Here is a 14092-nt window from a genome sequence, read left to right on the forward strand (position 1 = left end):
AAATGATGCTATTTTACTATATTTCAACCGGTCAAAAGCATGAAAAAAACAGAAAAACCGCGGTTTCATCAAATTAAAAAAGCCGTTCCCTTAAAAAGGGAGACGGCTTTCTTATTTTTCAATCCAAGCTCTCGACTCGGGATTTGCTTTCCACTCTTTCAGTTTTCCGGCATCGGCTTCACTGATGTATCCTCCGGCAAGCGCGGTTTCCGTCAATGTATCGTAATCGGTCAGGGTGTGATACTCGACATCCGCATTCTTAAAGGCGATGTCCGCTTTCGGAAGACCGTATGTGAAGATGGCGGCGACGCCGAGGACATCGCAGCCGGCCTTTTTTAGAGCGGAAACCGCTTCAAGCACGCTTCCGCCCGTCGAGATTAAATCTTCAATAACAACGACTTTCTGTCCGTTCTTGACCGTCCCCTCAATTTGATTTCCTTTTCCGTGCGCTTTCGGTTTGCTTCTGACATAGCACATCGGCAAACGGAGCCTGTCAGCGGCAAGGGCGGCATGCGGTATGCCCGCTGTCGCCGTGCCTGCGACCATTTCCGCTTCCGGAAATTTGTCTTTTATCAGCCCGGCGAGGCCTGACGCGATATCATCCCTCACTTCGGGATATGACAGCGTCAAACGGTTGTCACAGTAAATCGGCGACAGCATGCCGCTCGCCCATGTAAACGGCTCGTTCGGCCGCAGGAAAACCGCCTTGATCGCTAAAAGATGGCTTGCAATTTCTGTTTTCATGCTTTGATCCCCTTCCATTCCCGTACTATTTTCTGATATGCAGCAACCGGATCCTCAGCTTTGGTGATAGAACGGCCGACAACGATCGCCGACACGCCTTTTTCCTTTGCATCGGCCGGGGTCGCTACTCTGACCTGGTCGTTTTTCTGATCATCAGCCAACCGGATTCCAGGCGTCACAGTCAGAAACGACGGAGATACCTCCTGATAGATGCGCTCTGCTTCATGGACGGAACAGACAACGCCGTCCAGCCCGCTTTCCTCTGCGAACCTGCTGTAGTGAAGAACGGTTTCCGCAAGCGGCGTTTTGATCAGGAGCTCCTCATGAAGCATTTCCGGAGATGTGCTCGTCAGCTGTGTTACGGCGATTAATGACGGACGTTTTTGTCCGGCGGACGTCCCCGCCTCAAGACCTTCAAGAGCGGCTTCCATCATCCGTTTTCCGCCTGCAGCGTGCACATTGACAAGATGGACGCCAAACCCCGCCAGCCTTTTCATTGCCTTATATACGGTCGTCGGAATGTCATGGCACTTCAAATCAAGGAAAATGCGGCAGTTTCTATGTTTTAATTGTTCAAGAATTGAAGGACCTTCCTGATAAAACAGCTCCATCCCGACTTTCACAAAAAGCTCCTCTCCGTCAAACCGGTTCAAAAACGCAAATGTTTCCGGCGCAGATGCAAAGTCAAGCGCGATGATTGGCGGCGTATTGTTCATGCTTCCAGCTCCTTCCGATGCATTCGGTCAAAGACCCGTATCCGTATTTTTCTAAAACGCGCGGCAGTTCTTCAATGATCTCCGGGCAGGCGAATGGATTGACAAAATTGGCAGTGCCGACCGCGACTGCGCTTGCCCCCGCCAGCAGGAATTCAAGCACATCTTCCGCAGACTGAACGCCGCCCATGCCGATGATCGGGATGTCTACCGCCTGACTGACTTCATAAACCATCCTGATGGCTACCGGTTTTACGGCCGGGCCAGATAATCCTCCGGTCTTATTTGCCAAAATCGGCTTGCCCGTTTTCAGATCGAGCCTCATGCCGATCAGCGTGTTGATCATCGTCAAACCGTCTGCCCCCGCTTCTTCAATGGCTAAGGCGATGTCAGTGATATTGGCGACATTTGGAGACAATTTGACATAGACCGGAACGCTGGACACTTGTTTAACAGCCTTTGTCAGCTCGGCTGCCATTTCCGGACGTGTACCGAACGCGATCCCGCCTGTTTTGACATTCGGGCAGGAAATATTCAGTTCAAGCGCGTGGACATTCGGAGCTTTGCTGATTTCTTCGGCAACCTCCACATAATCTTCAAGCTGTGATCCGGCTACATTGGCGATAATCGGTGTATCGAATTGTTCCAGCCACGGAAGCTCGTGCTCCATGACAGCCTGAAGACCGGGATTCTGCAATCCGATCGCATTGAGCATGCCCGCTTGTGTTTCTGCGACCCTTGGCGTCGGATTCCCGAAGCGGGGCTCGCTCGTTGTCGCTTTGATCATGATCGCCCCGAGGCATGAAAGATCATAAAGGTTTGCAAACTCTTTTCCAAAACCAAAGCATCCGGATGCCGGCATGATCGGATTTTTTAATTTGAGGCCGGGCAAATTTACGTCAAGCATTACAAAAGCACCTCCTGCGCTTTGAAAACAGGTCCGTCCAGACAAACTTTTACATACGGTTTTTCACTTTGATCCGTATGGCATACACAGGCAAAACAGGCGCCGATTCCGCAGCCCATCCGCTCTTCCATCGATAAATAAACCTCTTTTTCGGGATAGCGGTCTTTCAAAGCCTTTAACATAGGGGTCGGGCCGCAGGCGAGCAGATAGTCAAATTGAAGGCCTTTTGCCTCGATGACATCGGTGACAAATCCTTTCTCCCCATGGGTGCCGTCCGCTGTGGCAATATATACAGGGCCGTACTCGGCAAATTCCCGCTCGTAAAACACGTCTTTGGCTGACGCAAACCCCAACACATGCACAACATGGACGCCCCGCTTTGTCAGCTGTTTGGACAGTTCATAGAGAGGGGGGACGCCGATCCCTCCGCCGACTAGAAGAGCCGTTCCGCCGGATTTGAGCTCGTCTGCCGGAAATCCGTTTCCCAGAGGGCCGAGGCAATCGACGAGATCGCCTTTTTCCTTTAAGGAAAGGAGCCGGGTTCCTTCTCCATCCTTCCGAAAAATGATCGTGATTTCCTGTTTGTCCCTATCAATCCGGGCGATGCTGATCGGACGCCGTAATAAAGGAGCGACAGATTCAGCGACTTTCAAATGAAGGAACTGGCCGGGGGCGCTGCACGATTCAGCGAGCTCCCCTTTCAGCACCATTTGGTAAATGCCGTCAGCGATGCAATCATTGGAACGAACCGTCATATATCCCTTTTTCATTTGACGGCAGCCGCCTCTTGAGCCATGTTGGCAGCAGGCATATGATCCGCGCGGAAGCTCATGCTCTCAAGCACCCGTAAAATCGCTTCGGCCGTATCTAATGACGTCAGGCAGGCCACACCGTTTTCGACGGATTCGCGTCTGATTTTGAACCCGTCTCTTGCCGGCTGCTTTCCTTTTGTCAGCGTATTGACGACGAACTGCGCTTCCCCATTGCGGATGACGTCAAGCAGATTCGTGCCTTCCTCGCCGATTTTCCCGACGGTTTTCGCTGGGATGGATGCTTCCCGCAGATAGCCTGCCGTACCTGCCGTAGCCAATATGTTGTAGCCGATGGCATGGAAGCGTTTGGCGATATGAAGGCCTTCTTCTTTGTCCTTGTCAGCGACGGTCAGGAGCACAGATCCGTAGTTCGGAATCTGGATGCCTGAGGCAATCAGCCCTTTGTAAAGCGCCTTTTCCAATGTCGTATCTTTCCCCATGACCTCACCCGTCGATTTCATTTCAGGGCCGAGTGTGATGTCCACCCTTCTCAGCTTTGCGAAGGAGAAGACGGGAACTTTTACATAGACGCCTTCCTGTTCTTTCTGAAGGCCTTGAGTAAAGCCAAAGTCTGCAAGCTTTCCGCCGAGAATGACCTTTGTCGCCAGATTCGCCATCGGAATTCCGGTGATTTTGCTGAGGAACGGCACCGTGCGGCTTGACCGCGGATTCACTTCCAGGACATAGACCTCGTCTTTTGACAGGACGAATTGAATGTTAAGCAGTCCGATAATGTTTAACCCTTTCGCAAGCTCAATCGTGTACTGTTCGATCTTTTTCTTGATCTCTTCTGAGAGCGATTGCGGAGGGTAGACGGCAATTGAGTCTCCGGAATGGACGCCGGCCCGTTCGATATGCTCCATGATTCCCGGTATGACGACCGTTTCGCCGTCAGAAATCGCATCGACTTCAATTTCTTTTCCGATCAAATATTTATCGATGAGCACAGGATGCTGCGGATTGATTTTGACCGCGTGTTCCATATAATGGAGAAGCTCGTTTTCGTGGTAGACGATTTCCATCGCCCGTCCGCCGAGAACATATGATGGACGCACAAGCACAGGGTAGCCGATATGTCCGGCGATTGTAACGGCCTCGTCTACAGATGTCGCCGTCTTCCCGAGCGGCTGCGGAACATTCAGTGTTTCAAGCGTTTGCTCAAACTTGTCGCGGTCTTCGGCGCGATCCAAATCTTCGAGCGATGTTCCGAGAATGTTGACGCCCCGCTCCGCCAATTCATTGGCGAGGTTGATCGCGGTCTGGCCGCCGAACTGGACGACGACGCCTTCCGGCTGTTCCAGATCAATGACATGCATGACATCTTCAATTGTCAGCGGTTCAAAATAGAGCTTGTCGGAAATACTGAAGTCAGTCGAAACCGTCTCAGGGTTGTTGTTAATGATAATCGCTTCATAGCCTGCTTCTTTGATCGCCCAGACCGAATGCACTGTGGCATAATCAAACTCAACCCCCTGGCCGATCCGAATCGGCCCTGAGCCAAGAACGATCACGCTCTTTTTCGCGGTTCTCTCCGATTCGTTTTCTTCTTCATACGTACTGTAGAAATAAGGCGTTTCCGATTCAAACTCGGCCGCGCATGTATCCACCATTTTATAAACCGGAATCATGCCCGCTTCTCTTCTGAGCTCATACAGCTGTCTTTCAGGCATAGCCCACAGGCGGCTGATGAAGTGGTCGGAAAAACCAAGCTCTTTCGCTTCTTTGAGCAGCCCGAGATCGCCGCGTCCCGCTTTCAGCGTCTCTTCAAAACGGATGATGCCCTCCAGCTTATGGAGGAAGAAAAGGTCAATCGCTGAAAATTCGTGGAGCTGGCTGATGGTATAGCCTCTTCTGATCGCTTCCGCCAAGTAGAAGAGCCGTTCGTCGCCCGCTTTTTTGATCCGCTTCTCAAGCACGTCATTCGTGATGTCTGCAGCGTCTTTCAATTCGAGATGGTACACATCTGCTTCAAGTGAGCGGACGGCTTTCAGGAGCGATTCCTCCCACGTTCTGCCGATCGCCATGACCTCGCCCGTCGCTTTCATCTGTGTGCCGAGCTTGCGGTTTGCCGATTCAAATTTATCAAACGGCCAGCGCGGGATTTTTGAGACGACATAGTCCAGCGCCGGTTCAAAAGAAGCATACGTTTTTCCTGTCACAGGATTCATCATTTCATCAAGAGACAGACCGACGGCGATTTTGGCGGCAAGCTTCGCAATCGGGTAGCCGGTCGCCTTTGAGGCAAGCGCCGATGAGCGGCTGACGCGCGGATTGACCTCAATGATATAGTATTGAAAACTGTCCGGATCAAGCGCCAGCTGCACATTGCAGCCGCCTTCGATTTCAAGCGCCCGGATGATCTTCAAGGATACATTGCGGAGCATTTGATATTCGCGGTCGCTTAAAGTCTGACTCGGCGCAACGACGATGCTGTCCCCCGTATGGATGCCGACAGGATCGATGTTTTCCATGTTGCAGACGACAATCGCATGGTCGCTTGAATCCCTCATCACTTCGTATTCAATTTCTTTATATCCGGCGATACTCTTTTCAAGCAGACATTGGTGAACAGGACTCATTTTCAAACCGTTCTCCACGATTTCCTTCAGTTCGTTTTCGTTTGAGCAGATCCCTCCGCCTGTTCCGCCAAGCGTATAGGCAGGTCTGACGATAACCGGGAAGCCGATTCGCTCGACAAAATCGCGCGCCTCTTCTAAAGAATGGATAATATCGCTTTCAGGCACCGGCTCATTCAGCTCATTCATCAAGCTTCTGAACAAATCGCGGTCCTCCGCCTTTTGAATCGCTGACAATTTCGTGCCTAGCACTTCAACGCCGCATTCCGCCAGAATGCCGTGCTCTGACAATTCGACCGCCAAGTTCAGCCCCGTCTGGCCGCCAAGGGTAGGCAGAATCGCGTCTGGCCGCTCTTTTCTGATAATCCGCGTTAAAAACTCGAGTGTCAGCGGTTCGATATAGACCCTGTCCGCCATTTCCGTATCGGTCATAATCGTCGCCGGATTAGAGTTGACAAGAATGACTTCATAGCCCTCTTCTTTTAAAGCGAGGCAGGCTTGTGTACCCGCATAATCAAATTCCGCCGCCTGGCCGATAATAATCGGCCCAGATCCGATCACCAAGATTTTTTTTATGTCTACGCGTTTAGGCATACCGTTTCCCCTTCTTTCTCTGTAGTTTCAATCATCTGCAGAAATTGGTCAAATAAATGGTTGGCATCCTCAGGTCCCGGTGAAGCTTCCGGGTGATACTGAACGGTAAAAGCGGGCATGTATTTGTGTTTCAGCCCTTCAATCGTGTCGTCATTGATCGCCACGTGCGTCACTTCAAGCGGCGTATTTTCAACGGATGATACCGTGTAGCCGTGATTTTGCGCCGTAATCGATACTCTGCCGGTTTTAAGCTCTTTTACCGGATGATTGGAGCCGCGGTGGCCGAACTTCATTTTGACGGTCTCTGCGCCGCAGGCGAGCGCGAACAGCTGATGTCCGAGGCAGATACCGAATAAAGGCACCTTGCCGAGAATGTTTTGGATCATGGCGATCGCTTCAGGCACATCCTTTGGATCCCCCGGTCCGTTTGACAGCATGACCCCGTCTGGCTTCAGCTGCATGACTTCTTCAGCTGTGATATTGTGGGGCACCACGATAACATCGCATTTGCGCTTATTCAATTCTCTTAAAATGCCGTGTTTCATGCCGAAATCAACAAGCACGATCCGTTTCCCCCTTCCAGGACTCGGATATGCTGTTTTCGTTGACACCCGGCTGACCTGATCCGTCGGAAGCTCTGTTTCTTTCATTTTTCTGACCAAAGCGTCCACATCCTCGTCAGGACCGGCAAACACCCCTTTCAGCGTACCCGCCGTGCGGATCATTCTTGTCAGTTTTCTTGTATCGATGCCGGATAAGCCCGGAATGTTTTTCATTTTTAAATATTCATCAAGCGTGTATGCCGAACGCCAGTTTGATGGAAGTTGACATAACTCTTTTACAATAAACCCTTTGACATAAGGCGTGATCGATTCAAAGTCATCTCTGTTAATGCCGTAGTTTCCGATCAAAGGATAGGTTAAGGTGACAATCTGTCCGCAGTAAGACGGGTCTGAGAGGATTTCCTGATAGCCTGTCATTCCGGTGTTGAAGACGACTTCCCCCATGCTGTTTTCCAGACTGCCGAAGGCATTCCCTTCAAATATCGTTCCGTTTTCAAGTACTAGACGTCTTTTCATTTTACAAGTCTCCCCTCTTTGTAAACGAGTTTTCCTCCGGCCATTGTCATAACCGGCCAGCCGAAACAGCTGATGCCGTCAAACGGCGTATTTTTCCCTTTGGAAAGAAAGCTGTTTTTATCAATCTTTTCTTCTTTTTCGAGATCGATCAATGTAATGTCAGCCGGCCGGCCTTCTTCAAGTTTTCCATAAGGCAGCCCGAACGCCTCGCTAGGCTTAACCGTCATATAATCAAGCAGCTGCTTTAATGTCCACTCGCCGTTTTTGACAAAGTGCGTATAAAGAAGCGGAAAAGCCGTTTCCAATCCGACGATTCCAAACGGGGCGAGGCTCATGGTCTGCTGTTTCTCCGCTTCCGTATGCGGCGCATGGTCAGTTGCGATAAAATCAATCGTCCCGTCAGCCAGTCCTTCCAAAAGCGCTTCCCGGTCTTCCTCGCTTCTGAGAGGCGGATTCATTTTGTAATTTGTATTAAGTCCGGGTATGTCGCTGTCACAGAGCAGCAGATGGTGCGGCGTTACTTCAGCCGTGACGCGGATTCCCGCTTTTTTGGCATCACGGACGGCCCTGACCGATTCCTTCGTGCTGATATGGCAGACATGATAATGGCAGCCGGCCGCTTCCGCGAGCAGCACATCCCTTGCGATATGGACTGCTTCACATACGGAAGGAATCCCGTTTAAGCCGTGGGATTTGGCAAATTCACCGTCGTGTACACTGCCCCCGTAGATTAAAGAATTGTCTTCACAATGGGCGACAATCGCTTTATTTAAAGACGCCGCCTTTTTCATCGCTTCATACATCATCCCCGCGTTTTGAATGCCGACGCCATCATCAGTGAAGGCGAATGCGCCTGCAGCTGAGAGCCCTTCAAAATCGGTCATTTCTTCACCGATTTGTCTAATAGTGATCGATGCGTACGGAAGTACCCTTACAGAAGCCGTTTCCCGAATGCGGTTTGTCAGCCATTCCATCTGTTCCTTCGTATCGGGAACCGGGCGTGTGTTCGGCATTGCGGCGACTGTCGTAAACCCGCCTCTTGCCGCCGCTTTTGCACCCGTTTCGATCGTCTCCTTTTTTTCTCCGCCAGGCTCTCTGAAATGGACGTGAAGATCGACAAGCCCCGGGGAGACGAGCAGCCCCTCTGCATCAATAACCGATTCAGCCGGTGCGGCTTCAATGTTTCCGATTTCGCTTATGACTTCGCCTGTAATCCTGATATCCCGTTTTACTGTTTCGCCATTTTCATTCAGCATGAAGCCGTTTTTAATTAAATAAGACATAAGCTTGATCTCCCCTTTTTTCATTTTCGCCTTGTTCGAGCGCCCGTTTTAAAACCGCCATTCTGATGTAGACGCCGTTTTCCATTTGTTTGAAAATCCTTGATTGAGCAGATTCCACCAGCGTGCTGTCAATCTCGACGCCGCGGTTGACCGGGGCGGGATGCATGATGATCGCGTCCTTTTTCATTCGTTTTACCCGCTCAGCAGACAAACCGAATGTTTGCAAATAATCGCGGTCATCCGCTTTCGTCTGATGGCGTTCATGCTGAATCCGAAGCAGCATCACGACATCTGAATTCGCAACAGCTTCATCTGCCGGCACATACGTCCCGTACGGATTATCCTTATCCTTCCACTCGTCAGGTCCTGAGAAAAGAACGGTTGCGCCGAGCCTTGTCAGGACTTCGGCATTTGATCTGGCCACTCTGCTATGTTTGATATCGCCGTGAATCGATATCGTCAGTCCGTTAAAGCTGCTGAATTCTTCGTAAATCGTCATTAAGTCAAGCAGAGATTGTGTAGGATGCTGGCCGCAGCCGTCTCCGGCGTTGACCACCGGGATGCCGACGCGGCCAACCAAGTCCTTGTAGTAATGATCCTCTGAGTGCCTGATCACACAAACATCGGCTCCGATCGATTCAAGCGTCCGCACTGTATCGTACAAAGATTCCCCTTTTTGGACGCTTGTCGAGACACCGTCAAGATTCAAAACATTCATCCCGAGTTTTTTTTCTGCGACTTCAAAGCTGAAGCGTGTCCTCGTACTCGGCTCAAAGAACAAGTTGGCGGCAAACCTTCCGGAAAGTGTGTGATGAGCTTTGCCTTTTTTCAGATCTTCCGCCTCTTTTATCAGCCCGAAAATGTCCTCAATACTCAACTCGTTCATTGCGGTTAAATGTTTCACTATATTTTCGCCTCCGCTTTCATCGGAATTTTCTATAAAAAAACCCCAAGCCATGGCGGCTTGGGGTATAGTGAATCAGAGAATGTGAAAACCCACTTCTCTTTTCAGCAACCCTTTCAAGCCTCTCTGGACTTCCATTAAAAGGTCTTCTATATATGATTTTCTGCCTCTGTCCCGTCCTGTTCTTCCTTGGCTTCCGGCAGGACAAGATTCAATATCACTCCGACAATTGCCGCAAGCGCCATGCTGGACAGCTCAAATCCCGAAATTTTGATAAATGCGCCGCCGACGCCGATGACGAGAATGACGGATGAAATAATCAGGTTTCGTTTGTTTTCCAAATCAATTTTATTGTCAATCAGCATGCGGAGCCCGCTTGAGGCGATGATGCCAAACAACAGGAAGGAAACGCCTCCCATGACGGCTGAAGGAACCGAACTGATCAGTGCTGATATTTTGCCGACAAATCCGAAGCACAAGGCAATGACTGCGGCTCCTCCGATGACAAATACGCTGAATACCCTTGTGATCGCTAACACGCCGATGTTTTCTCCATAGGTCGTTGTCGGCGGTCCGCCGATGCATGAAGCGAGCATCGTCGCCACACTGTCCCCGAAGATGGAGCGGTGAAGTCCGGGTTTTTTGATGAAATCCCGGCCGACCACTTTGCTCAGCACCATCTGGTGTCCGATATGCTCAGACATCGTCACGAAAGCGACAGGCACCATGGCAAGTCCGATGATGAGCGCAGCTGCACTCGGCGTATAATCAACAAACGGAAGAACGAAATCGGGAACCGCAAACCATTTGGCGTCAGCTACCATTTGAAAGTCGACAATTCCTTGAGTGAGCGCGTACAAGTATCCACAGATAATTCCGATTAACACGGGAATCAGGCTGAAAAACCCGCGTAAGAAAATCGCACAGATGACAGTCACAGCAAGCGTAAACCCGGCGACACCGAAGTGTTTGGCGCTGTAGACAAGCGTTTCGGCGTTTGGATTTTCGTACATGGCCATATTGACCGCTGTACTCGCCAGCCCGAGTCCGATGACGATAATGACCGGTCCGATGACAATCGGCGGGAGAAGCTTCATCAGCCAACCTGTGCCAAGCCGCTGGATGAAAAGGGCGATCAATCCGTAGACGATACCCGCCATAAAGGCGCCGATCATGGCCGCTCCCGGTCCGCCGGCCGCTTTTGCAGCAAGGATCGGGGAAATAAACGCGAATGATGAACCTAAGTAAGCCGGAATCTGTCCTTTTGTAATCAAGAGATATGCGAGTGTTCCAAGTCCGCTTGTGATCAGTGCAACGCCTGGACTCAAGCCGACCAGCTTCGGCACGAGAATGGTCGATCCGAACATGGCGAACAGATGCTGGAGACTGAACGAAACCCAATTCAGCGGTTTTGGCACTTCTCTTACATCTAAGTTAACGTTTTTCTGACTCATAATTTTTCCTCCTGATGATCGATTCACTGTCTATGATGTCTTACTCTCTAAAAAGAAAACGCCCATTAAAAAAGCCTCTTTGCATATGCGCAAAGAGGCAGACAAAAATCGTCACTGCTGGCGTGACTCCTAAGTGTCTCATCCCTCTTTGCAAACTCACTGGAATGCATTTAAAAAAGGATTCTCAGCTTGCTGACAAACGTTTGCATTCGCCGTCACAGCTGCACTTCGGTGCTCACTGTTCCCCGACTTCAGGACGTTTTCAAGCTAAGCTGTCATTCATTTTTTGTAAATTGCCGCAAGATCACGTCCGTCAACTTCTTCCAGCTGAACCATGACCTTTTCGGATTTAGAAGTCGGAATGTTTTTTCCGATGAAGTCGGCTCTGATCGGCAGCTCCCTGTGGCCGCGGTCGACAAGCACGGCGAGCTGGATTGCCGAAGGCCGTCCGACGTCGACGAGCGCATCCATCGCCGCTCTGACCGTCCTTCCCGTGTAAAGGACATCATCGACGACAATCACCTTTTGATCGGTAATGTCAGCCGGAATATCCGCGCCTTTGACAAGCGGCTCTTCATTGGCGGTTTTTTTGGACAAATCGTCCCTGTACAGGGTAATGTCGAGTTCTCCTACAATCACCCGGTTTCCTTCAATTTGTTCAATGCGTTCGGCGAGGCGCTTCGCCAAATAAATGCCTCTCGTCTTGATGCCGACAAGGATGCAGTCGTTCATTCCTTTGTTTCGTTCAATCATTTCGTGGGCGATCCTTGTCAATGCCCTTCTGATCGCCTGTTCGTCAAGCACAACAGCCTTTTCCTGTTCACTCATGACCTTCGCACCTCATCTCTTTGTTAAAAAGGATCAAACAAAAACCCCTTCTGCATAAAAGGCAGAGAGGGGTTCTTTAAGCGAATCATATCATTCACTTGTCCGATATCCTTCTCAGCCTCTCTGGACTGTGTTAAAGAATCTGTTCAGCTTCGTTTATTATTTCAAAAAAGAAATCGTCTGTCAATGTTTATTTCGAAGATTGTCGAGAAGAATTTTCATATCTTCAGGCAATGGCGCTTCAAATTCAACATACTCTCCCGTACGCGGATGATCAAACCCCAAGACTCCGGCATGGAGAGCCTGTCCATTGAAATCGATCGTTTTCTTCGGCCCGTATTTAGGATCTCCGGCAAGAGGAAAGCCGATATATTTCATATGCACCCGAATCTGATGGGTTCTCCCCGTCTCGAGCCGGCATTCAACGACCGTAAAATCGTCGAACCGTTCTTTCACTTCGAAATGGGTGACGGCGTGCTTTCCGTTCTCTCTTGTGACCGTCATGCTTTGCCGGTCTTTTTTGTCCCTTCCGATCGGAGCGTCGATTGTGCCGTGGTCATGCGGGATAACGCCATGGACGAGGGCCGTGTATTTCCTTGTCACCGTCTTTTTGACAAGCTGGTTGACAAGCGATTCATGGGCCATATCGTTTTTTGCGACCATCAAGAGGCCTGATGTATCTTTATCAATCCGGTGCACGATCCCCGGCCGCATCACGCCGTTTATGCCTGACAAATCATCGCAATGCGCCATCAAACCGTTGACAAGCGTTCCCGTCAGATGGCCGGGAGCCGGATGAACCACCATCCCGCGCGGTTTATTGACGACAAGGACATCCTGGTCTTCATAATAAATGTCAAGATCCATCGGCTCTGCCAAAACATCCAGCGGTTCCGGCTCAGGAACATCGACTATGACCACATCACCGGGCTGGACCTTGTAATTGGCTTTAACAGCCTTGTCGTTTACTTGTACGCGTTCTTCTTTAATCCATTGTTGAACCTGTGTCCGTGACCAGTCCGTTTCCATCACGGTCAAATATTTATCAATCCGTTCACTCTTATGGTCTTCCTGAACGGTCATTTCATAATGCTCCATTTTACAGCTCCTTCTTTTTCTTTCCGTCTAACAGCATTTGTACAAACAAGAGCAGGACGCCGATGCATAAAGATGAATCAGCGATGTTGAAAATCGGATAATGATAGTTGACGATCGTCACATGAATAAAATCGACCACCTCTTGTCTGAACACCCGGTCGATAAAATTGCCGATTGCGCCGCCAAGCATCAAGCCGAGCGAAATCCCGAGCAGCTTCTGCCCTTTTGCATGCTTCTGGATGTAATAGATGATGCCGACAATGACAATCGTTGTAATGATATAAAAAAACCACATCTGCCCCGCGAGGATTCCCCATGCCGCGCCGGTATTCCGGTGCGATGTGATCTGCAGGAAGCCGCCGATGACAGGAATGCTTTCCCCGTATACCATATTGCTGACAACGAGCCATTTTGTTAATTGATCGATACCGATAATAAACAGTGCAATTATGTAATAAGGCACAAATCGTTCCTCCAGTTTCTGTTTTTCTTCATTTAAGCATTTTATCAAGAAAAAGTATAGGAGTAAAGGAATATTCATTGACATCCTAAAAGAGGACAGATCGTCTGCCCTCTTTTCCAAACATCATGAATAAAGCGCCTCATTGTAGGGATCATCAGTTTCAGCCCAAATGGGCAGCGTCTTTTTTTCAAATTGGATATGGTACAAAAAATCATTTGCCGTCCTTGCCGTCGGCAAAACGGCCATTTTCGCGTACGGAATCGGCTGCCCCGTTTCTTCGCATATCCCATATGTCCCGTTTTCTATTTTTGACAGGGCTAAAAGCACATCCTGGAGTTCTTCTTTCACATGGTATATAAGAGTCGCCTGCTGATATGAATTGATTGACGGTGAATCTTGTTGAAAAAAGGAATATTCAAACAATCTTGATTCCAGTTCCTGCTTCATTTGAAGAAGTTCGCTTTGTATGCTCGCCAGCTGATTATTCACGCCTTTATCAACTCCTGCTCTTATCGTTGTGCTTTTAGTGTTGCCGCCAACTTGGATCTCCAAGCCCATAAGATTTTTCCTGACGTTCAAATCAGTGTCAAGTTTGGGATTCAGCCATATTTCAGAAAACGAAAAAAAAGCGGTCCGG

General features: G+C 49.8%; 13 protein-coding genes. All 13 read right to left on the reverse strand.

The annotated features are described in order from the left end of the window. Nucleotides 1–111: 111 nt before the first annotated feature. On the reverse strand, nucleotides 112–744 hold the full coding sequence (pyrE, locus tag BTR1S_RS03065) for an orotate phosphoribosyltransferase (protein WP_006638237.1): 633 nt from the start codon (nucleotides 742–744) through the stop codon (nucleotides 112–114). Then, nucleotides 741–1460, reverse strand: a complete 720-nt coding sequence (pyrF, locus tag BTR1S_RS03070) for an orotidine-5'-phosphate decarboxylase (RefSeq protein WP_006638238.1) — start codon at nucleotides 1458–1460, stop codon at nucleotides 741–743. The genes pyrE and pyrF overlap by 4 nt, the downstream gene beginning before the upstream one ends. Then, the gene (locus tag BTR1S_RS03075; protein WP_006638239.1) at nucleotides 1429–2364 is read right to left on the reverse strand and encodes a dihydroorotate dehydrogenase; all 936 of its coding nucleotides are present in this window, start codon (nucleotides 2362–2364) and stop codon (nucleotides 1429–1431) included. Before BTR1S_RS03075 ends, pyrF begins: the two co-directional genes overlap by 32 nt. Beyond that, nucleotides 2364–3134: a dihydroorotate dehydrogenase electron transfer subunit gene (locus BTR1S_RS03080; protein WP_029418525.1), complete on the reverse strand. Its 771-nt coding sequence runs from the start codon at nucleotides 3132–3134 to the stop codon at nucleotides 2364–2366. The genes BTR1S_RS03075 and BTR1S_RS03080 overlap by 1 nt, the downstream gene beginning before the upstream one ends. After that, nucleotides 3131–6346: a carbamoyl-phosphate synthase large subunit gene (gene carB / locus BTR1S_RS03085; RefSeq protein WP_006638241.1), complete on the reverse strand. Its 3216-nt coding sequence runs from the start codon at nucleotides 6344–6346 to the stop codon at nucleotides 3131–3133. Before carB ends, BTR1S_RS03080 begins: the two co-directional genes overlap by 4 nt. Then, a complete protein-coding gene (locus BTR1S_RS03090; protein ID WP_006638242.1) occupies nucleotides 6331–7425 on the reverse strand; it encodes a carbamoyl phosphate synthase small subunit in 1095 nt (364 codons plus the stop codon). Before BTR1S_RS03090 ends, carB begins: the two co-directional genes overlap by 16 nt. Further along, the gene (gene pyrC / locus BTR1S_RS03095) at nucleotides 7422–8708 is read right to left on the reverse strand and encodes a dihydroorotase (RefSeq protein ID WP_006638243.1); all 1287 of its coding nucleotides are present in this window, start codon (nucleotides 8706–8708) and stop codon (nucleotides 7422–7424) included. The genes BTR1S_RS03090 and pyrC overlap by 4 nt, the downstream gene beginning before the upstream one ends. Then, nucleotides 8692–9612 carry an aspartate carbamoyltransferase catalytic subunit gene (locus tag BTR1S_RS03100; RefSeq protein WP_029418526.1) on the reverse strand — a complete coding sequence of 307 codons (921 nt, stop codon included), beginning with the start codon at nucleotides 9610–9612 and terminating at the stop codon, nucleotides 8692–8694. The genes pyrC and BTR1S_RS03100 overlap by 17 nt, the downstream gene beginning before the upstream one ends. A 149-nt stretch (nucleotides 9613–9761) precedes the next feature. Continuing rightward, entirely contained in the window at nucleotides 9762–11066 is a 1305-nt protein-coding gene (gene pyrP, locus BTR1S_RS03105; protein ID WP_029418527.1) for a uracil permease PyrP, read from the reverse strand. Between the two features lie 279 nt (nucleotides 11067–11345). Beyond that, nucleotides 11346–11894, reverse strand: coding sequence for a bifunctional pyr operon transcriptional regulator/uracil phosphoribosyltransferase PyrR (pyrR, locus tag BTR1S_RS03110; RefSeq protein WP_006638246.1), 549 nt, complete (start codon nucleotides 11892–11894; stop codon nucleotides 11346–11348). A gap of 183 nt (nucleotides 11895–12077) precedes the next feature. Beyond that, nucleotides 12078–12992 (reverse strand): RluA family pseudouridine synthase, encoded by a 915-nt coding sequence (locus BTR1S_RS03115; protein ID WP_006638247.1) that lies wholly within the window; start codon nucleotides 12990–12992, stop codon nucleotides 12078–12080. A gap of 1 nt (nucleotide 12993) precedes the next feature. After that, nucleotides 12994–13533, reverse strand: a complete 540-nt coding sequence (gene lspA / locus BTR1S_RS03120) for a signal peptidase II (RefSeq protein ID WP_224254490.1) — start codon at nucleotides 13531–13533, stop codon at nucleotides 12994–12996. A gap of 45 nt (nucleotides 13534–13578) precedes the next feature. Next, complete coding sequence (locus BTR1S_RS03125) at nucleotides 13579–13944, reverse strand: TraR/DksA C4-type zinc finger protein (RefSeq protein ID WP_006638249.1); 366 nt, start codon at nucleotides 13942–13944, stop codon at nucleotides 13579–13581. Nucleotides 13945–14092 lie beyond the last annotated feature (148 nt).

Source organism: Bacillus sonorensis NBRC 101234 = KCTC 13918, assembly GCF_001592005.1.
Taxonomy (GTDB): domain Bacteria; phylum Bacillota; class Bacilli; order Bacillales; family Bacillaceae; genus Bacillus; species Bacillus sonorensis.

What these genes read in the sequence shown, in the direction of transcription:
- pyrE (WP_006638237.1), bottom strand. Translation starts at nt 744, where the DNA reads ATGAAAACAGAAATTGCAAGCCATCTTTTAGCGATCAAGGCGGTTTTC.
- pyrF (WP_006638238.1), bottom strand. Translation starts at nt 1,460, where the DNA reads ATGAACAATACGCCGCCAATCATCGCGCTTGACTTTGCATCTGCGCCG.
- BTR1S_RS03075 (WP_006638239.1), bottom strand. Translation starts at nt 2,364, where the DNA reads ATGCTTGACGTAAATTTGCCCGGCCTCAAATTAAAAAATCCGATCATG.
- BTR1S_RS03080 (WP_029418525.1), bottom strand. Translation starts at nt 3,134, where the DNA reads ATGAAAAAGGGATATATGACGGTTCGTTCCAATGATTGCATCGCTGAC.
- carB (WP_006638241.1), bottom strand. Translation starts at nt 6,346, where the DNA reads ATGCCTAAACGCGTAGACATAAAAAAAATCTTGGTGATCGGATCTGGG.
- BTR1S_RS03090 (WP_006638242.1), bottom strand. Translation starts at nt 7,425, where the DNA reads ATGAAAAGACGTCTAGTACTTGAAAACGGAACGATATTTGAAGGGAAT.
- pyrC (WP_006638243.1), bottom strand. Translation starts at nt 8,708, where the DNA reads ATGTCTTATTTAATTAAAAACGGCTTCATGCTGAATGAAAATGGCGAA.
- pyrP (WP_029418527.1), bottom strand. Translation starts at nt 11,066, where the DNA reads ATGAGTCAGAAAAACGTTAACTTAGATGTAAGAGAAGTGCCAAAACCG.
- pyrR (WP_006638246.1), bottom strand. Translation starts at nt 11,894, where the DNA reads ATGAGTGAACAGGAAAAGGCTGTTGTGCTTGACGAACAGGCGATCAGA.
- BTR1S_RS03115 (WP_006638247.1), bottom strand. Translation starts at nt 12,992, where the DNA reads ATGGAGCATTATGAAATGACCGTTCAGGAAGACCATAAGAGTGAACGG.
- lspA (WP_224254490.1), bottom strand. Translation starts at nt 13,533, where the DNA reads ATGAATATTCCTTTACTCCTATACTTTTTCTTGATAAAATGCTTAAAT.